General features: G+C 59.0%; 18 protein-coding genes, 1 tRNA gene and 1 pseudogene. 4 read left to right on the forward strand and 16 right to left on the reverse strand.

The features are described from left to right. Positions 1-2: 2 nt before the first annotated feature. Positions 3-785, reverse strand: a complete 783-nt coding sequence (locus HGP17_RS04550) for a TatD family hydrolase (protein WP_168806316.1) — start codon at positions 783-785, stop codon at positions 3-5. A gap of 8 nt (positions 786-793) precedes the next feature. Then, the gene (gene metG, locus HGP17_RS04555; RefSeq protein ID WP_168806318.1) at positions 794-2,347 is read right to left on the reverse strand and encodes a methionine--tRNA ligase; all 1,554 of its coding nucleotides are present in this window, start codon (positions 2,345-2,347) and stop codon (positions 794-796) included. Positions 2,348-2,596: 249 nt separating this feature from the next. On the opposite strand from metG, the gene HGP17_RS04560 reads away from it, so the two are divergent. After that, entirely contained in the window at positions 2,597-3,397 is an 801-nt protein-coding gene (locus HGP17_RS04560; RefSeq protein WP_168806320.1) for a sulfite exporter TauE/SafE family protein, read from the forward strand. 55 nt (positions 3,398-3,452) lie between these two features. On the opposite strand, the gene HGP17_RS04565 is transcribed toward HGP17_RS04560, so the two are convergent. The 10 genes and pseudogenes from HGP17_RS04565 to HGP17_RS04610 all read right to left on the reverse strand — a co-directional run bounded on the left by HGP17_RS04565 (position 3,453) and on the right by HGP17_RS04610 (position 11,688). After that, the gene (locus HGP17_RS04565; protein ID WP_168806322.1) at positions 3,453-3,896 is read right to left on the reverse strand and encodes a hypothetical protein; all 444 of its coding nucleotides are present in this window, start codon (positions 3,894-3,896) and stop codon (positions 3,453-3,455) included. Positions 3,897-3,923: 27 nt separating this feature from the next. After that, positions 3,924-4,955, reverse strand: a complete 1,032-nt coding sequence (locus HGP17_RS04570) for a DNA polymerase III subunit delta' (RefSeq protein WP_168806324.1) — start codon at positions 4,953-4,955, stop codon at positions 3,924-3,926. Next, positions 4,952-5,635, reverse strand: a complete 684-nt coding sequence (gene tmk / locus HGP17_RS04575) for a dTMP kinase (protein WP_168806325.1) — start codon at positions 5,633-5,635, stop codon at positions 4,952-4,954. The genes HGP17_RS04570 and tmk overlap by 4 nt, the downstream gene beginning before the upstream one ends. A 151-nt stretch (positions 5,636-5,786) precedes the next feature. Continuing rightward, positions 5,787-6,998 carry a D-alanyl-D-alanine carboxypeptidase family protein gene (locus HGP17_RS04580; protein ID WP_168806326.1) on the reverse strand — a complete coding sequence of 404 codons (1,212 nt, stop codon included), beginning with the start codon at positions 6,996-6,998 and terminating at the stop codon, positions 5,787-5,789. 68 nt (positions 6,999-7,066) lie between these two features. Further along, positions 7,067-8,233 carry a septal ring lytic transglycosylase RlpA family protein gene (locus HGP17_RS04585; RefSeq protein WP_168806327.1) on the reverse strand — a complete coding sequence of 389 codons (1,167 nt, stop codon included), beginning with the start codon at positions 8,231-8,233 and terminating at the stop codon, positions 7,067-7,069. 322 nt (positions 8,234-8,555) lie between these two features. Beyond that, complete coding sequence (locus HGP17_RS04590; protein WP_168806328.1) at positions 8,556-9,056, reverse strand: GNAT family N-acetyltransferase; 501 nt, start codon at positions 9,054-9,056, stop codon at positions 8,556-8,558. A gap of 80 nt (positions 9,057-9,136) precedes the next feature. After that, positions 9,137-10,000, reverse strand: a pseudogene (locus HGP17_RS04595) (sigma-70 family RNA polymerase sigma factor). Beyond that, positions 9,997-10,623, reverse strand: coding sequence for a flavodoxin family protein (locus HGP17_RS04600; RefSeq protein ID WP_168806329.1), 627 nt, complete (start codon positions 10,621-10,623; stop codon positions 9,997-9,999). The pseudogene HGP17_RS04595 and the gene HGP17_RS04600 overlap by 4 nt, the downstream one beginning before the upstream one ends. A gap of 276 nt (positions 10,624-10,899) precedes the next feature. Then, positions 10,900-11,304 (reverse strand): hypothetical protein, encoded by a 405-nt coding sequence (locus HGP17_RS04605; protein ID WP_168806330.1) that lies wholly within the window; start codon positions 11,302-11,304, stop codon positions 10,900-10,902. 294 nt (positions 11,305-11,598) lie between these two features. After that, positions 11,599-11,688, reverse strand: a tRNA-Ser gene (locus tag HGP17_RS04610). Between the two features lie 233 nt (positions 11,689-11,921). Here HGP17_RS04610 and HGP17_RS04615 point away from each other — a divergent pair. Beyond that, positions 11,922-12,518 (forward strand): DNA-3-methyladenine glycosylase, encoded by a 597-nt coding sequence (locus HGP17_RS04615; protein WP_168806331.1) that lies wholly within the window; start codon positions 11,922-11,924, stop codon positions 12,516-12,518. 74 nt (positions 12,519-12,592) lie between these two features. Then, positions 12,593-13,003 carry a VOC family protein gene (locus HGP17_RS04620; RefSeq protein ID WP_168806332.1) on the forward strand — a complete coding sequence of 137 codons (411 nt, stop codon included), beginning with the start codon at positions 12,593-12,595 and terminating at the stop codon, positions 13,001-13,003. Between the two features lie 123 nt (positions 13,004-13,126). Here HGP17_RS04620 and HGP17_RS04625 read toward each other — a convergent pair whose 3' ends face one another. The 4 genes from HGP17_RS04625 to HGP17_RS04640 all read right to left on the reverse strand — a co-directional run bounded on the left by HGP17_RS04625 (position 13,127) and on the right by HGP17_RS04640 (position 16,977). After that, positions 13,127-14,671: a DHA2 family efflux MFS transporter permease subunit gene (locus HGP17_RS04625; protein WP_168806333.1), complete on the reverse strand. Its 1,545-nt coding sequence runs from the start codon at positions 14,669-14,671 to the stop codon at positions 13,127-13,129. Further along, positions 14,664-15,890, reverse strand: a complete 1,227-nt coding sequence (locus tag HGP17_RS04630; protein ID WP_168806335.1) for an HlyD family secretion protein — start codon at positions 15,888-15,890, stop codon at positions 14,664-14,666. The genes HGP17_RS04625 and HGP17_RS04630 overlap by 8 nt, the downstream gene beginning before the upstream one ends. Continuing rightward, positions 15,883-16,347, reverse strand: a complete 465-nt coding sequence (locus HGP17_RS04635; RefSeq protein WP_168806337.1) for a MarR family transcriptional regulator — start codon at positions 16,345-16,347, stop codon at positions 15,883-15,885. The genes HGP17_RS04630 and HGP17_RS04635 overlap by 8 nt, the downstream gene beginning before the upstream one ends. Positions 16,348-16,695: 348 nt before the next feature. After that, positions 16,696-16,977 carry a hypothetical protein gene (locus HGP17_RS04640; RefSeq protein WP_168806339.1) on the reverse strand — a complete coding sequence of 94 codons (282 nt, stop codon included), beginning with the start codon at positions 16,975-16,977 and terminating at the stop codon, positions 16,696-16,698. 180 nt (positions 16,978-17,157) lie between these two features. On the opposite strand from HGP17_RS04640, the gene HGP17_RS04645 reads away from it, so the two are divergent. Further along, positions 17,158-19,050 carry a peptidylprolyl isomerase gene (locus HGP17_RS04645; protein ID WP_168806341.1) on the forward strand — a complete coding sequence of 631 codons (1,893 nt, stop codon included), beginning with the start codon at positions 17,158-17,160 and terminating at the stop codon, positions 19,048-19,050. Position 19,051 lies beyond the last annotated feature (1 nt).

The following is a 19,051-nucleotide window of genomic DNA, read 5'->3' on the forward strand; positions in this document are numbered from 1 at the left end:
CGTCAGATCCTCGTCATCTTCGAGAAGCAACGGAAGGCGTTCGCCGTGGTGATCTCGGCGATTTCATCCATGCTGACGCCGATCGTCTCGGCCAGCACTTCCGCCGTGTTGACGACATAGGACGGCTCGTTGCGTTTTCCCCGCCACCGCTTTGGCGCGAGGTAAGGCGCGTCGGTCTCCACAAGCAGCCGGTCGTGCGGGATCGTCTTGGCGATCTCCCGCAGTTCTTCCGATTTCGGAAAGGTCAGGATGCCGGAAAAAGAGATATAACCGCCAAGCTCGACACCGGTCTGGGCAAGGGCAGGGCCTGCAGAAAAGCAATGCAGGATGAAGGGGAAAGCCCCCTTCCCCATCTCGTCCGTCAGGATCGCAGCCATATCCTCATCGGCGCTGCGGCTGTGAATGACGAGCGGCAGCTGCGTTTCACGGGCGGCTGCGATGTGGCGCAGGAAGCCGGTCTTCTGGTCTTCAGGTTTGACCGTATCGTAGAAGTAGTCGAGCCCCGCCTCGCCGATCGCCACTACTTTCTCGTGCTGGTTTGCCAGTCGCACGAGATCCTCGGTCTGGATATCGAGTTCCTGGTCGGCGCTGTTCGGATGCGTGCCGACGGAGCAGAAAACCGATGGATAGCGCTCGGTGAGAACAAGCAATCCCTCAAGTTTCCTGACCCGGGTTGAAATGGTGACCATCTGCTTGACGCCCATTTCGTGAGCGCGCGCGACGATGGCGTCACGCTCCTCTTCGAAGTCGGCAAAATCCAGATGGCAATGCGTATCGATCAGCATGGAAAACCTTATTCGGCGGTCGGCGCGACATAGCGCGGGAAGACCGGCTTCGGAGCTTCCAGCGGCGTTCCGGCAACGAGGCGACCTGCCTCGCCCAGCGCCGTGAAATCGCGCTTGTCGGCAGGGATTGCAATGAGATCCAGAAGCTTAGCCGAGGATTCCGGCATGAACGGCTGCAGCAGGATACCGATTTGCCGAACGACGTCGGCCGTGACGTAAAGCACGGTCGCCATGCGGGCGGGATCGGTCTTCTTCAGCGCCCAGGGCTCCTGGCTCGCGAAATAGCGGTCCGTCTCGGAAACGACGGCGATAATCGAGGCGAGCGCGCGATGAATAAGCTGCTTGCCCATGTCGTCGCGTGTCGAGGCCAGCAAGCCGTCGGCCTGCGCGAGCAGCGTCTTGTCTTCCTCGGTCAGCTCACCGCATTCCGGGATCTGGCCGTCGCAGTTCTTGACGATCATCGATAGCGAGCGGCTGGCGAGATTGCCGATGCCGTTCGCAAGGTCGGAGTTGATGCGCGTGCCGATCGCCTCTTCGCTATAGCTGCCGTCCTGGCCGAACGAGACTTCGCGCAGGAAGAAATAGCGCACCTGATCGAGACCGAAATGGTTCACGAGGTTGACCGGATCGACGACATTGCCGAGCGACTTCGACATCTTCTCGCCCTTGTTGAGCAGGAAGCCGTGGGCATAGACCCGCTTCGGCAGCGGCAGCTTCGCGGACATCAGGAAGGCCGGCCAGTAGACGGCATGGAAGCGGATGATGTCCTTGCCGATGATGTGCAGATCGGCCGGCCAGTATTTCGCACGCGGGTTGTTCGGATCTTCAAGATAGCCCGTCGCCGTCAGATAGTTCGTCAGCGCGTCGACCCAGACATACATGACGTGAGCCGGGTCGTTTGGCACCTTGATGCCCCAGTCGAAGGTCGTGCGCGAAACCGAGAGATCCTTCAGCCCGGATTTTACGAAGGAAATGACTTCGTTGCGGCGTTCGGCCGGGCCGATGAAATCCGGGTTTTCCTCATAGTGCTTCAGCAGCCGGTCCTGATATTCGGAGAGCTTGAAGAAATAGCTTTCCTCCTGCACCCATTCGACCGGCGTACCCTGAGGCCCGTAGCGCACGCCATCGGCGCGCAGCTCGGTTTCGTTTTCCTGGTAATAGGCCTCGTCGCGCACGGAATACCATCCGGCATAGGAATCCTTGTAGATGTCGCCGGCATCGGCCATCAGGTTCCAGATGTTCTGGGAGGTCTCGTGGTGGCGCGCCTGCGTCGTGCGGATGAAGTCGTCGTTCGACGCATTCAGCAGCTTACCCATCGCCAGAAACTCACCGGAGTTACGGTCCGCGAGCTGCTGCGGCTCCAAGCCCTCGGCGCGTGCCGTCTGCTGCATCTTCTGACCATGCTCGTCCGTGCCCGTCAGAAAGAAGACGTCACGGCCATCGAGACGCTGGAATCGCGCCATGGCATCGGTGGCAATCAACTCATAGGCATGGCCGATATGCGGCTTGCCGTTGGGATATGCGATTGCGGTGGTGATGTAGAACGGGGTCTTTTCGGTCATGTCAGGCAGGGATCCGCTTTTACGGTTGCGTCTCTGTTATTCTTGGCTCCGCTCGCTTTAGCGCATGTTTGCCGGGAGCGAAACACCAAGTTTCGCGCGCGCAGCATTCGGTTGACCACGAACGCGGCTTGCTTGACAGGCTCCCGCCTCGCCTTTACCCCTTCGAGAAACCGGAAGCAGGACAGGGATTGCCGTGAAATTCATCGCCATTTGTCGTCGCCTGCCCCACGGCTTCAAGGGGCCGTGATTTTGAGTTTGGTTTCATCCTTTCAGCCGCTTTATTCCGTTTCCGGCTTTTTCGTCGGCATGCTCGTGGGCATAACCGGCGTCGGCGGTGGTTCCCTGATGACGCCGCTGCTCGTCCTTCTCTTCGGTGTGCATCCGGCGACGGCCGTCGGTACCGATCTGCTCTATGCCGCGATTACAAAGACCGCTGGCACGGCGGTTCACGGCATGCATGGGCGTGTCAATTGGAAGGTTGTTGGCCTTCTGGCATCCGGCAGCGTGCCGGCCGCCCTCGCAATGCTGTGGATCATGGCCGGCGTGAACCGCGAAAGTCCGGCGGTTGCCCACACCATCACGTTGTCTTTAGGCTGTCTCCTGCTTCTGACCGCATTGATGCTGATCTTTCGCGGCCAGATCCTCGGCGCCATAAGAAAATGGCGCGGTGAACGCGGCATGATCTCGCCGCGCACCATCGCGTTGCTGACGATTGTCCTCGGCCTGATTCTCGGCATTCTCGTCACCATGACCTCGGTCGGCGCGGGCGCGCTCGGCGTGACCGTGCTGCTGGTGCTTTACCCGCAAACCGATGTTCGCGAAATTGTCGGTTCCGACATCGTTCATGCTGTCCCACTGACACTTATCGGCGGCATGGGATATTGGTTCATCGGCGAGATCAACTGGGCGATGCTCTTCGCCCTGCTCGTCGGTTCGATCCCCGGCATCGTCGCCGGCAGCCTGCTAGCACCGCGCCTGCACGAGCGCTCCGTCCGCATCATCCTGGCCGTCACGCTGGCTGTCGTCGCCTGGAAGCTGATTTTTCCTTAGAAACGCTTGGGCCAAACGATCTGAAGTATAGTGGCGGCCTCCACTTCATAGCGGGCTACGCCTGAGCTCCAAACTCTGGAAACTTCGATGTCAATTCTAGAGCAAGTGGACCGTTTTTCGCCGCGAGGGCGCACCATCCAGGCTTGGCTCCTGAAGACAAAATAGCGAACAACTCGCGATGCAGGTAGATATGAGCTATCGGACCGTATTGCTCGGATGTTTTCCATAGAACAACGATATCGGATGGTTGTTTGGCAAACTCAAAAGCCAGATCCTCACGCACGAATTCACGCGGATTCGCGAATGGCATCTCTTCTCCTTCGTGCCATGGAGGCTCTGCCGGTGCTTCGCCTATGTTATAAAGCCAAACGTCACCGATGATTTCACCGTCCGCGGCTAACAGGTAGGCGTAGGCAACGTGGCCATTATCCTCGAACAAGACGCTACACCCGGAATCCGGATCACTGACAGAGGCCAACAAGGGTTCTTCGTTCGGCACGCTTCCTCCGCCAATTAAGCTACTGCTTCATGCCGAAAGCTGCTGCTTAAGCTCACCGAGAACCGTAATCAGCGTCTGCTTGCGATCGAGATTGTAGGCTTGCGCGATATTAAGCCGTTCGGTTGTCTCCGAATGGAGACGTGCCAGTCTTTCGGCAGTTGCGATCGCGCCGCCCAGCGCAGCTTCGCGGGCACGATCGATAATATCGTCGCCGATGTGGGAGACGAAAAACCCGAAAATGGTTTCGCTGTCCTTGCCTGAAAGCGCGTCGGCAAGCCGATGCATCGCCTTGCGGGAGGCTGGGCCCTCTGCCGCAAGCACCTGGCGATACGCCTCGATGATCTCGCCGCCGCCATAATTCAGCAGCTTGAGCGCTTCGCTGACGCTGCCCTTGGCCGCCGGTAACAACTCACTCCCCTGCCCTGGCGGCACACCAAGGTTTTCGAGCGCCCAGCGCAAAGGCTCGTTTTCGAGCGCCGAGAGCTTCAACGGCAGGCAGCGCGAGCGGATTGTCGGCAGGAGCCGGCCCGGCGCATGTGAAAGAACCAGAAACAAGGCACGTTTCGGCGGCTCTTCCAGGATTTTCAGGATGGCATTGGCAGCGTTGCGGTTCAGGTCGTCGGCTGGATCGATAATTACGATTCGCCAATTTCCCGTGCCGGAGGTTTGCGAGAAGAATTTCCCGGCGCGCCGAACCTCGTCGACCGTGATCGCCGATTTCACCTTGCCGGTCTTCTCATCGACCGGGCGGCTGAGATGCAGGAGATTATGCGATGCTCCGCCGGAAATCTGCCTGGAGACGGCAGATGCCGGATCGGGGTCGGCGATGATTTCCGGCGCCGATGACGGATCCGGATGAGAGAGAACGTGGTTGGCAAAGCGGAATGCGAGCGTCGCTTTGCCGATTCCCTCCGGGCCTTCGATCAGGATGGCATGATGCCCCTTGCCGGAGCGATAGGAGTGCGCCAGAAAAGCTTCAGCATCCTCATGACCGAAGAGCTTGGTATTGTCCTGCGGGGCAATCGCACCGTCGAGAACGCCGGGTCTGTCTTCGCTCATTGCGCAGCTTCCGGGTTCGTTGCCGTGCCGGTGGCGCCGGTCTCCAGCAGCTTCTCGACAATCCCGGCGATATCAGCGGCAATCTGGTCTTCCGAGCGCTGCGCATCGATGACGTGACAGCGGTTAGGCTCACGAGCGGCAATGTCGAGAAAGGCCTCGCGACGCTTCTCGTGCGTCTGCATCTCTTCCTTCTCGAAGCGGTCCGGAGCCTCCACGGCGGAGGCGCGCTTGCGGGCCCGTTCGAGGCCGATCTGTGCTGGAATATCCAGGATCAGTGTGCAGTCGGGTATAACACCGTTGACGGCAACGCGCTGCAGCGCCTCGATATAATCGGCTTCGAGATTGCCCGTTACGCCCTGGTAGACGCGCGAGGAATCCATGAAACGATCGCAAAGAACGATGATGCCGCGCACCAGTGCCGGGCGAATGATGTCTTCCACGTGGTCGTTGCGAGCTGCAGCGAAGAGAATGGCTTCCATCCGTGTTCCGAATATTTCAGCGGCGCCGGAAAGAAGCACATGGCGAACGGCTTCGGCCCCTAGCGATCCGCCCGGCTCCCGCGTCACCAGAACATCGCGACCACGCTCGCGCAATCGCTCGGCCAACCGGCGGATCTGTGTGGACTTGCCAGCCCCTTCCCCGCCTTCGAAGCTTACGAATAATCCGTTTGCATCAGCCAATGATCATGTCCTGCACTTTTCGCGTATCGTCCGCTCGATACGCGATATAGCTCCTGTTTAACCCAAGACATCCCGACGTGGAACCGTGCATGTCACGGTGCTCGAGATTCTATATGGGGTGTAAACAGGGATTTGGCGAACCGCGCAACTGTCAGGCCGGCAATGGCTTATCCCACAGCCAGGAAAACAACAGCGATTCCGTCAGTTCCATGAAAGCATCGAATGCACGCCGTGTGAGAGTGCCTTCCGCAATCGATTCCTTCGTATAGAGCGGCAGTTCCCGCACCATTCGTGCGCCGAGAAAAACGCGCAGCGTGCCGGCTTCATAATCCTCCGCTACCGGCGCGGTCAGCGGCCAGCGATAGACGATGCGCGCCGACAGGCGATCAGGGGTGTCGACCGGAACGTAGACGTCGACCGGTATCTTCGTCAGCAGCCCCACGGTGGATTGCGCGCCACCATAGACGCTTGCGTCACCGATCACTTCCCGGTCTGCGAAAATGCGCTGGCTTTTGAAGTTGCTGAGGCCCCATTCGAGGACGCGGCGCGTTTCCTCCGTCCGCTCCTTGTCGCTTTTCAAGCCTCCGAGCGCCAGAAACAACCGCCGGCCATCGCGCTGGATCGAAGCAACGACCGAAAACCCTTCGCCATCGGCAAAGCCAAGCCCCAAACCGTCTACGCCGATGTTGAGCAGTAGCAACGGGTTTTTATTGCGCTGGTAGATCTTGTTCCAGGTGAAATCCGGCTGGCCGAAATACTTATAGAGATCCTGGTGCTTTTGCTGCAGGTCCTGCGCCAGCGTCACGAGCTCGCGCATGGAGACCTTGCCCCCACCGTTGGGATCATTGGCATCAGGCAAGCCGGTGGAGTTGGTGAAAACTGCCTTCGGCATGCCGATTTCCCGCGCGCGTGCGGTCATGCGCCGGGCAAACTCGCGCTCGTTGATCGCAATGCCTTCGGCAAGAACGATGCAGCTGTCATTGCCCTGCTGTACGGCGACGCCCTGGATCAGATCGCCGACACGAATACGGGATTTCAGCGCTGCAAACATGGTCGATGCGCGCGAGGGCGCTCCGCCCGTTCGCCAGGCATTTTCCGAGACCGGGTATTCAGTGTCGAGCGAGATCTCTCCTCGCCCCACGGCATCGAAGATAACGTCCAGCGTCATCAGCTTGGCAAGCGATGCCGCCGAGATGGGCTGATCCTCATTCTTCGCGAGCAGGATGGTCCCGGTCGATGCTTCGATCATAAAGGCTTGGGTAGCTTTCGTATCGAAAGCACCCGGCGCTGCCGGTTGAGCATCGGCCGCCGAGGTGAAGCGTCCCAGGAGAAGAAGGAACACAAGAATCAAACGTTTTGGCATACCGCCCCTCAATCCAATCACCGGCACATTATTTTAGTGACGGGTAAAGATTCAGGCAACGACGCTGATCAATCCGTCTGCGTCGCGCCCTGATGCTGGCGGCGATAGGACGAAAGGATCGATTCCTGCGTCAGGCCGTCATTGCGAACCATGACGGCATCGAATGCCAGGTCGACATAGACTGTCTTGGCCGGCGCATTCTGATAAGCGGCAACGGTTGAACCGAGGGTTTGGTCGTCAAGGGCTGCCAGCCGAGGCGTGAAATCCGGGCGCTCGCGCGGGATCGGCCCGATCTGCGGCAGAACGATCATGACCGGCTCTGCAGATTCGACGGCTGGCATCGCGCCACCGTTCCACGTCATGGGCGGCGGGTTGTTGCGCTTCTCGCCGCTATAGGCCGGCTTGGGCGCATCCGCAAAAGCCGTTGTGGAATAAGGCGATTGGCGCGGAATGGGCGCGATTGCGGGCGCCATGTCGAAGCTGCGCTGCTGGCGAGCCATATGCAGTGGTGTATCGCTATCCGGCAGCTGATCTGCAGTCATTTTGCCATTCGAGGCAACCATGACACCCGTAGCAATCTGGCCGCCCGGATTGATGCCTGGCAGGCGCGAGCCCTTCGGAATATAGGATGCCATCAAGTAAGGATCATCGTGGCCGTCCATCCGCGCGCGGCCGACATACTGAACCCGCACGTCGCCCGTGCCGCTATGCTGAAGATCGAGCATTTGCGCTGTTTTGTTGGAGAGGTCGATGATGCGCCCGGGATGATAAGGGCCACGGTCGTTGACGCGCACGATAATCGAAGAGCCGGTTTCGACATTGGTGACGCGAGCGTAGCTCGGCAGCGGGAATGTCGGATGCGCAGCGGTCAGCGACTGCTGGTCGTAAACTTCGCCATTGGCGGTCAGGCGGCCGTGGAATGCCGAGCCATACCAGGAAGCGATGCCGACCTTGTTATAGTTATAGTCTTCCTTGGGGTAATACCATTTACCCTTCACCTGGTAGGGATTGCCGACCATGAAACGGCCGCCGCCCTTCGGCACCGGGCCGTTGTTGACGACGCGAGGGCTGGCCTTCACACCGTATTCTTTCTCGGAAAAATATTCCTTGCCGTGCTGACGCGTCGAGGCGACCTTCTGGGAGGTTCCGCAGGCAGTGATGGTTGCGCACATCAGTGAGAGAGCAAACCAACGCATACCCGTTGCGCATGTCACCGCACGATTTTCGAATTTCATCTGTCCCACGCCGCTACTCGATAACTTTGACGGAGGTCTGCTGAACCGGTACATCCCTCATTCCGGTATCCAGCTACGCTCCAATCACCTAACGGTACTTTAATCATGATTAGAGTTCGGCGATTTTGCGATGCAAATTAAGCGCACCGAGGAAATTCTGAAGATCATGGTTAATGATGGGTAAAACCCGACGAGTGATTTAAGCCACCGAGAATAGCCGCCAGCGTTTGCCGATCCGCAGTCGCCGAATCCCCGATGGTGACAGTTCAACCGGAACTTTGCTTCTATGGGTGCATCGAGGGACTGGAAATGGGACGCGATCTCAGGCGCCTGTATCAAGACGCATCAGTATCTCGTCATGATAGACGTCACCGACCTTCAGCGCCTCGCTGTCCTTCGCCCATTCCTTGAATCCGAAGCTTTCGTAGAGACGGATCGCGGCATGATTGGATGAAACGACGCAAAGACGTATCGACCGGCATGCGGTCGCTTCATCGAGGGCCGCGTGCATAAGCTGGCGGGACAGGCCGGAGCCGCGTGCTTCGGGTCGGATATACATTCCCCAGATAGAGGCTATGTGGTGCGTCTTTGCGCCCTTCATTCTTGCGATGGCGATCACGCCGGCAAGCGCGTCGGCATCCGTAAACCCACCGAATATGCAGTTGTTGGCAATCCTGTCTGAAATCTGTGATGCGGAATGGGCCAGCTCATCTTCGTAGGACGCGCCGAACGCTTCCGGATGACGCTCCAATCCCTCAAGACGAACGTCTCGGAAAGCGGCGACATCGCTGCGCTCCAGCCGACGTATGTTGAACCGCGACATGACAATTTCCTTTCGATGACGTGCCTTGGGTTGGAACCGGACGATGTGGTTTCGCATCCCGCCTTCCTGCGCGTCAACACTCAATGGCTCGCTATATGTCGCAGCTTGTCCGGGTTGCGTGTACAGTAGATCGCGACGACCCTACCCTGTTCTATGGAGAGCGCCGTCGTCTGCACGACGTCGCCACCCTCCATCGTAATGAAGCCTGGCAAGCCATCGATCACGGCGTAGCGGATCAACCGCGAAGGCTGGAGGCTGAACAATCGCGCCATTTGCTCGTGGCGCAGCATGACGGCATCGAGCCCGATAAGCGGCTGGCGCGTGGCCGCCACTTTGCCGCCGCCATCGGCATAGGCGACGACGTTTTCCGAAAGCAGGGCGCGCAATCCAGCCATATCTCCTGTTCTGGATGCGGTGTAGAAAGCATCCGCGAGCTTCAGCCCCTCTTGCCGTCCAACCGAAAAGCGTGGCCGGGCGTCGACGAGATGGCTCCTCGCCCGGCTGGCCAGCTTGCGGCAGGCAGCTGCTTCGCGGTCGATTGTCAGCGCGACATCCTCGAAATCCATGCCGAAGACGTCATGGAGCAGGAAAGCGGCGCGCTCGAGCGGTGACAGCCGTTCGAGCGCCATCATCAATGGTAGAGTGATGTCGTCGACGGCATCCTCATCCTGCGGATCGAAGATCGGCTCGGGCAACCAGGACCCGACATAGGTCTCTCGCCGCCGACGCGCGGATTTGAGCTCATTCAGGCAAAGCCGCGCAACGATGGTCCGCAGGAAGGCCGCCGGCTCACGAACCGATTTTCTGTCGGCGGCCAGTCAGCGCAGCCAGGCCTCCTGCACGATGTCTTCCGCGTCGGCCACCGATCCGAGCATCCTATAGGCAAGCCGGGCAAGGCGCGGGCGTAGCTCCGAAAAGATCGAATCGGCGGATGTCTCGGTCATGGCGTTGCAAGAGCTTCCGGGAATGATGCGGACATGGCCTCACGACCACGCACGAACTGTAGCGTCGTCAGCGCGACGCGTCGCCCCAAATAGCGCGCCGTGGCAAGATCGGATTCGGGCGGCGCCGTCTCCGGCCCTTCATCCGTATTGGCCTGAGCGCCGGCTCCCAGCCAGAATCCGAGCCGATTCATATCCATCTCCGAGCCCGTCGAGGAGCAATTTGCTGGCGGCAGGTCGAGGCCGACCCAATGCATGCCATGCTGTGCGGCAAAGATCGCCAGCTGCATGAGTGTGGACAGCTTGTCACCGGACCGGGACCCTGATGTGGTGAAACCGGCCGCGATCTTGTTCTTCCAGCGATAACCCCTGGCAAGGACGGCGCTCGAGGTCTTCTCCTGAAATGCTTTGAAGGCTGCAGATACGCAACCCATATAGGTCGGCGAACCGAAAATGATCGCTTCTGCCGCCTCCAGGTCCTCCCAGTGCCGTTCCACATCATCAACGGACAGCAGCAGGGCCTCGGCGCCGTCGACCTGCTCAATCCCTGCCCTGACGGCATCCGCCTGGCGGCCGGTATGTCCATAGCCGGTGTGATAGATAATCGCGATACGCGGGCGGATCATTGCCTTCTCCTTCGAAATTGCGTTGCGAAGGATAAGACAAGGCACGGAGGTCATTTGTGACATCGTCCGTGGTTTTTCAAGTTTGGGGAGCTTCTGCGCCGGGAAGCATTCTTGTAATCCGGCAAAATGAAAAAGCCTGGCCGCTGGAGACGGCCAGGCTATCTGTGCCAGGTCAGGGGTCAAATCTGACTGAAGCAGCCTAGTAGTAAGTTAAGCTTATCTTTTGTCAACAATAGTTCACGCGATCACGCAATAGTGCTCTTTAGGCGTCATAACTCACGCGCGGGGGCTCTTCTCATCCTCACCTTTCGCGCCGCCTTCTCCAGGCGAGGTCAATCCCTTGAAAAATATAGAGGCTTGTTGGCTCGTGGCATTTTCGTACGCATTTTTGAAATCATAATAGATGACCTGCCATTCCGCCGATCCCATAACGAGATCGATGCTTTTTGCGCGGTAGGTCTCTCTAGCGCTGAAGATCGCCCGCTTTGCGGCGTTCAACGTCGCCCAGCGCTGCTCGAAACGATAGATTCGTCGAATTCCCTCAATGAGCGCACCGATGGTCGCGACAACAATCGCACACACCGATAAGGCCGAAACCGTGTCGGTGGAATGGTTGGTGGCTGCGGCGACGGCGAGAGGACACTGCAAACCATTGCCGATACCGATGTAATTCTCTGCCACCTGGCGGAGACCCGAATTTGCTCCGAATAGTTTCTGTTCGTATCCCCTATTTCACCAAAGAGCTTCTGCTCCCGTTTCAGCCACTTGTCTGCCCTTGATTCCTCGTCAGTATAACTGCCACCAATATCCGCCATATGTCGCTCCCGTTTGCTTGCCGACAGTGATCAGCCACGGCAAGGAAGCTATGACGGGAAATTGGCTCCAGGCTAACCAGCGTGAAAGCTTGCGCGTTCCCAAGAACGCCTATTTCGCCTTGCGAAAGACGGAGGTCGGAAAACCTTGGAAATCATGAAATGGCGGAAGAGGTGGGATTCGAACCCACGGTACGGTTTCCCGCACGCCGGTTTTCAAGACCGGTTCCTTAAACCACTCGGACACTCTTCCAGTCACAAGGGCAGCGATGCCTTGTATAAAGTGGTTGGCTGGCTTTACAGCTATTCGGGGCGGAGCGTCAACCGGGCTGGCGCCCATCTGCGATAATCATTGGCAGTTGTGGCTTCGAGCGCTGAGCCGGGTTTGATTTTCGCATCATTTGGAGCTGTGAAAGACATTCCATAATCTCGTTGCCTGTGCGAAAAGTGCGCTCTCGATCATTCGAAAAGAAACAGCGCTTCTTCATGACTTTCGACGATCAGGTTTCTCCGCTCGGCCCCAGGCCATTGGCAGGCCCTGCCCTTGCCGAATTCTTTGCCCGCGATGCGGTTTCGGTCGCGTCAGAGCTGATCGGCACGCGATTTACCGTCGCTGGGGTCGGCGGACGGGTCGTCGAGACGGAGGCCTATCGTCCCGATGACGAAGCTTCGCATGCCTATCGCGGTCCGACGGCGCGGAATGCAGCCATGTTTGGTCCGCCGGGCCATGTCTATGTCTACCGTTCCTATGGCATTCACTGGTGCGTCAATTTCGTGTGCCTGACCGGGAGTGCCGTGCTCATCAGGGCATTGGAGCCGGAAAGCGGCATTGAAGATATGATCGGTCGGCGCGGAATGGCCGACATCGTTTCGCTCTGCAACGGGCCGGGAAAGCTGTCGCAGGCGCTTGCCATCGATATCAGTTTGAATGGGTGTTCGCTCGACCATGCGCCACTCAGCTTTTCGCTCGCCGAGCCGGTTCCGGTTGTCGCGGGAAAACGCATCGGCATCACCAAGAATGTCGATCAGCTCTGGCGTTTCGGCGCGGCGGGCTCTCGCTTCGTCAGCCGCCGCTTCTCCTGACGATTAGCGATGGAATAGTGGCTCCGCGGCGCTAGATAATTTCAACAGTTAAACGCGAATGATGTGGGAATGGCATGTTCGATCACATCGGAATTGTCGCCAAGGATTTGAAGGCCAGTGCCCGGCTTTACGCCTATATGCTGGCGCCTCTCGGTATCCGCATCGTCGAAAAGCACAGATTGGCCGCGGATTCTGGCTGGGTTGTGCTTTCTACGGGAAAACCGCAATCGCCATTCTTTGTCATCGGCGAAGGACGGCCAACGTTCTGGCCGGAAAATGCCACCGCCGCTTCAAGCCCTCTTCATCTCTGCTTTCGGGCGCCCTCCAGAGAAGCCGTCGATCTCTTCTATGAAGCAGGGCTCAAACATGGTGCGCGTGACAACGGCGCTCCGGGCATTCGCCGCGAGCCGTTCTATTGCGCCTTTCTGATCGATCTGGATGGCAACAATGTCGAGGCAGGTTGCTATCTCGGTGATCAGGCGTGAATTGCCGACATCATGAAGCCGTCTCAGTCACGCTCTTATTCCGCCTCCATTGATGAAAAAGACCGCCGGGGGTGGCGCCCGGCGGTCATATGGCCACGCAGTGAAACTGGAAAGACTGCGCGGCTATTCCATGGCGACGCTGTGATCGACAGCCGGCGGTGCGCTTGGCTTGCGCAGGAGCACCAGCAGCGGTATCGCGCATATCGACATCAGCATCAGCAGTTTGAAGTCGTCGATATAGGCAATGACGGTTGCCTGAGTTGTGATCATACCGTCGAGCGTCGCACGACCGACTGCGGTCAACGGGCTGACGCCCTGCGCGGCGGCCGCATCGAAATAGCGGTTGAACGGTGTCACATAGGCGGCGATGTTCGCATGATTGACCTGGGTATTCTCGGTAATCAACATCGAAACCACCGAAATTCCGACGCTCGAGCCGATGTTACGCGAGAGGTTGTAAAGGCCTGTGCCCTCGCCGCGCATATGTGCCGGCAGCGTTGCGAATGCGATCGTCGTTAGCGGCACGAAGAGGAAGCCGAGACCGGCGCCCTGCACGAAGCCAACCGAGATCAGCGTCCATTGCGAAACGTCCGGCGTCCATCCGGTCATGTCGTACATGGCCCATGCCGTCAGGGCGAGACCGACGAACAGCAGCAGGCGCGTATCCACCTTGCCGATCAGCCGTCCCATCAGGAACATGCAGACCATGGTGCCGACGCCGCGCGGGCCCATGACAATACCAGCGGTGACGACCGGATAGCCCATCAGCGTTTGTAGATAGGGCGTCATCAGTGCGAGCGACGCAAGATAGGTCACGCCGACAATAAAGATGAAAAGCATGCTGACGGCAAAGTTCTGGTCCAGGAACAGCCTCGGATTGACGAAACTTCGCTGGGCCGTGAACATATGCACGATGAACAGGTAGAAGGCGCAGACGCAGACGAGCGCTTCCACGAGGATCTCGCTCGAATAGAACCAGTCGAGCTGCTCGCCTCGGTCGAGGAACAACTGCAGCGCCGCAATGGCGATCGAAAGCATGCCGAAGCCGAACCAATCGAGCTTGGCAAGCGCATCCAATTTGGTTTCCGTCACGTAGACGACGATACCGAAGAATGCGAGCGCGCCGATCGGCACGTTGATGTAGAACACCCAGCGCCAGCTGATGTTATCCGTCAGCCAGCCGCCGATGACCGGTCCAAGCACCGGGCCGACCATGACGGAAACGCCGAAGAGCGCCATCGCGCGGCCACGTTCCTCGACATTGTAGATATCAAGCAGAATACCCTGCGACAGCGGCACGAGTGCCGCGCCGAACAGCCCCTGCAGCAGACGGAAGCCGACGATCTGGTTGAGGGATTCGGAGAGGCCGCAGAGCACGGAGGCTGCGACAAACCCGGCAATCGCCACCAACAGCACGCGCTTGCGGCCGAACTTGGCCGAAAGGAAGCCGGAAGGTGGCGTCATGATCGCGGCGGCGACGATGTAGGACGTCAGGACCCAGTTGATCTGGTCGGCACTGGCAGCGACGTCGCCCTGGATGTGCGGCAGGGCAACGTTTGCGATCGTGGTGTCCAGTGCCTGCATGATGACAGACAGGATGACGCAGGCGGTGATCGCACCGCGATTGGCGACAGGCCCCGATGGCGAGGCGGTTGTGGCGTTACTCATGATCCTGACCGCGGGGTTGGCCCAGCAGGTTGTTGACGAAGTCCGGCAGGCCACGGGCATGGCCGGTGTCGACATCGGCAACGACGCTCATGCCGACGCGTAGCGGAGGCTTGCCCTGCGTGTCGTCGATGTTGATGATCATCGGGATGCGCTGCACGACCTTCACCCAGTTACCCGTGGTGTTTTGTGCCGGAAGCAGCGAGAAACTGGAGCCCGATGCCGGCGCGATGCTGGCGACGGTGCCCTTCCAGGTCGCGCCCGGATAGGCGTCGACGGAGATGGTCACCTTCTGACCGGTGCGGACATAGGTCAGTTCGGTTTCCTTCGGGCTGGCATTGATCCACATATGCGTGGTCGAAACCAGCGAGAAGCCCTGCTGAGCGGCCGTCAGATAGGCGCCGACCTGCAGCGACGGAACGTTGGCGGTGACGCCATCGAAAGGCGCACGGACGATGGTATCGTCAAGCTCGCGTTGAGCATTGTCGACCGCAGCCTTGGCCTGAAGGTAAAGCGGGTTCTGCTCGGCGGGCAGATCGGCCGTACCCTCGCCGCCCAATTGAGCGAGCGTCGTGGCAGCCTGCGCCTGGGCGACTGAAACTTTCTGCTGCGCAGCTTCGAGATTGTGCTTTGCCTGATCGAAAGCGGCCTTCGAGGCGACCGAACTGTTGATCAGGTTCTGCTGGCGATCGAATTCAGTCTGGTAGTAAGGGATATCGGCCTGGGCCTGGGCAATCTCGGCCAGAGCCTGCTTGTAGCTCGCCTGCAGGTTCAAGATCTGGTTCTTCGCATTGCCGAGCTGAGCCTGGGCGCCTTCGAGCGCGATGCGGAAGGAATCGGGCTTCAGGCGGAAGAGCACCTGGCCCTTCTTCACGACTTCATTCTCATGAACGTCAACGGAGATCACCGTGCCGGAGACATCGGTCGAGACACCCACCATATCGGCCTGGATATAGGCATTGTCCGTCGACATGATCTGGCCGCCGGTCACATAGTAGTAACCGCCGATAACGAGCGCGACGGGAAGCAGCGCGAAAAGGATCGGCCGCGTCGGGCTGCGCCGCTTTCGTGGCGTTTCGGGAGGCGCGACCGAAGCCGGAGCAGCAGCGGCCGCTGGCTGCGCTGCCGGGGTGGAAGACGGCGCCTCGGCAACGGGAGTTTGATTCGGTTCTGATGCGTTTGCGTTTGCGGGTACGCGTAGCGGAGAGGATGCGTCAGCCATGTTGTATCTCTTTGTCGACTGCCTTTGAGCGGCAGGCGGTGAGCAGGTTCGATTTCATAACGGTAAGCAATTCATAGAGGCGCTCGTGGTCTTCCGGTGGAACTCCATCGAGCGCTTCCTTGCGGGTCTGGTCGCCCATACCGCGCATGGTATCCATCAAGGGCCGGGCTTCCTCACGCATATAGAGCAGCCAGCTGCGCCGATCTTTGGGATGCTGGCGACGCTCCACGAGACCACGCTCGCTCAGCTTGTCGAGGATCCGAACGAGCGTAATCGGCTCGATCTCGAGGATCTCAGCCAGTCCGGCCTGATGGATGCCTTCGTTGTTCGCGAGGTAGGCGAGCGTCTGCCATTGAGAGCGCGTCAGCCCCAAATCCTTTGCACGCTGCTCGAACCTCTTGCGAAGAAGTCGTGCAACGTCATGGAGGAGAAAGCCAAGGGTAGGTGTCGATTGCATTGTATAAGAAGCCTGCTATTCATAAGCAACCTTATAATTACTGCTACGTATAGTAAGCGCCCATGCGATACAAGGGGTTCGCGATTAAGAAATAGCGATGGTCGAAGATGTCGCAGGGGGTGTCGCAAAGATGTCGCACTCGGAGGTAACGGGATATGGAGCGCGATGGTCCGGAGCACAGCGGAGAAGTATTTGCGCCCGTCTTTGCCTGAAAAGTCTCGCTAGGAAATTGAAAAGGGACGGAAAATTGAAAAGGCGCGGACGAATCGTCCGCGCCTTTTCGGCAGTTTGGCGTCACGAATGAGCGCGTGGGGCTCGCTCGATCCGTTTTTGAGTTCGGCGTTGAAACTAGCGTCTGGTCAGAAGCCCGATCAGATAGCCGATACCTGCGGCAGCGGCGACCATGAATATCGGCTCCTCGCGAACTCTTTCGCGCAACTGCTCTGTAAATTCCTGCGCCTCTTCGGCGACGACGGACTTTGCCCCCTGCCCGACCGCGGCCACGCTCTGGGATAGCCGGGTTAAATCTTCGCGCAACGCGGCAACCTGCGAGGTCAAATCTTCCATCGCCATCTCCGTTTGTGCTCGCGCTGAAGATGTTTGGGCGGAAGCTGATTTCGTCTCTGCCATCGGGTGCTCCTTGTGTTTTCTTGCCGGTAGAACGCTAACACGCGGCAAAGGTTCCGGCACTTTTGCGCAGCGGTCGGGGATTTCCCCTCTGGCTCTTCAATTCCGGTTCGGATTGTTCTAAGGAACTTCGATTGTTTCACCTGCTGGTGAAGACGTATTGTTGACGAGGTTTGCTTTCCGATGTTCGATGTCCTGAGAAAAATCGCCCAGACCTGGGTTGCCAAGGGTTTGTTGCTTCTTCTGGCGGCGGCTTTCGGCGTTTGGGGCGTCGAGCGCTCGCTGATTACCGGCGGTAACAGCAACACCGTGGTCACGGTGGGCGATCAGCACATCGATACCAATGAATTCCGCCTCGCCTATCGCCGCCAGATCCAGGCGATCAGCCAGCAGCTGCGCATGCAGGTCACGCCCGATCAGGCCCGCGCCTTCGGCATCGGTCAGCAGACCGTTGCTCAGCTCGTGGCCGGCGCTTCGCTCGACCAGCTCGCCGCCGACATGAACCTTGGCCTTTCCCAGGATCGCCTGGCGAAGCTGATCGGTGACGATCCGGCTTTCAAGGCGGCAAACGGTTCCTTCGATCGTCAGAAATTCGACTCGCTGCTGCGCAACAGCAGCATCCTGCCGGATGATTACATCAAGGAGCGCAGCAAGGTTGCCATTCGCGGCCAGATCGTCGAAGCCGTGTCCAACGGCTTCGTTGCTCCCAAGGTCCTGGTCGATGCCGTCAAGCAGTATCATGACGAGAACCGCAGCATCGATTATCTGCTGCTGACCAATGCGAACATCGATCCCGTCAAGGCTCCGGCCGATGATGTGCTTTCCAAATGGTTCGATGGCGTCAAGTCGAAATACCGCGCTCCCGAATATCGCAAGTTTGCCTATGTAAAGCTGCAGGCCGAAGATCTCGCCGATACGGCGAGCGTGTCGGATGAGGAAGTGCGCACGCAATACGACCAGCGCAAGGACAGCTTCAAGACGCCGGCAACGCGCACGATCGAGCAGCTGACCTTCGCCAACAAGGATCTCGCCAACGCGGCGTCGGATGCCTTGAAGACCGGCACGACCTTCGATCAGCTCGTTTCCGACCAGGGCAAGAAGCCGTCCGACGTGCTGCTGGGTACGTTCAACAAGGATCAGGTTCCGGACAAGGCGATTGCCGATGCCGCCTTTGGCGTAACCAAGGAAGGCGGCACGACGCCCGTCGTCGAAGGCTCTTTCGGGCCCGTCATCCTACGCGTGACCAACGTGAAGGACGAAACGTCGAAGAATTTCGACGACGTCAAGGAAGATATCCGCAAGCAGATTGCGCTCAGCAATGCGGCCAACGAGATTACCAGCGTTCACGACAAGTTCGAGGATCTGCGCGGTTCCGGTCTCTCGCTGCAGGACGCCGCGACGCAGCTGAAGTTGAAGCTGGTAAGCGTCGATGCCATCGATGCGACGGGTCTCGACCAAAGCGGCAACGAAGTGAAGGATTTGCCGGTTCGCCAGCAGCTGCTATCCGAAGTGTTCAAGGCCGAACAGGGTGGCAACCCCGCGCCGCTGACGGTCGGCAACGATGGTTACATCTGGTATGACGTTCTCGGTATCACGCCCGACCACGACCGTACGCTCGCCGATGTTCGCGAAAAGGCCGTCGCCGACTGGACTGCCGAACAGCAGAAGGTTGCTCTCGCCGCCAAGGCAAACGAGCTGAAGCAGGAAGCACAGAAGGGCAAGTCGCTCGCCGATATCGCAGCGCCGCTGGGCATCGCCGTCGAAAACAAGACGAACATTCTGCGTTCGACCGATGACCCGGTTCTGGGCCGCGGCGGGATTGCTGCGGCATTCTCCGGCCCGGTTGACACCGTTGCCAATTCCGTGGGCGCGGATGACACGACGCAGATCCTTTTGAAGGTCACCGACGTCAATGAGAACCCGACGACGGATGCTTTGAGCAACGACGATCAGCAGGTTGCGCAGATCGCCAACGCTGCCGGCGACGACATCCTCGACCAGATGGTGAACCAGCTGCAGTCGAGATATGCCGTAACCGTCAATCAGAACCTCGCCGATCAGGCGATGTCCCGCTAGA

Source organism: Rhizobium sp. P38BS-XIX, from assembly GCF_012641435.1.
Classification (GTDB): domain Bacteria; phylum Pseudomonadota; class Alphaproteobacteria; order Rhizobiales; family Rhizobiaceae; genus Rhizobium.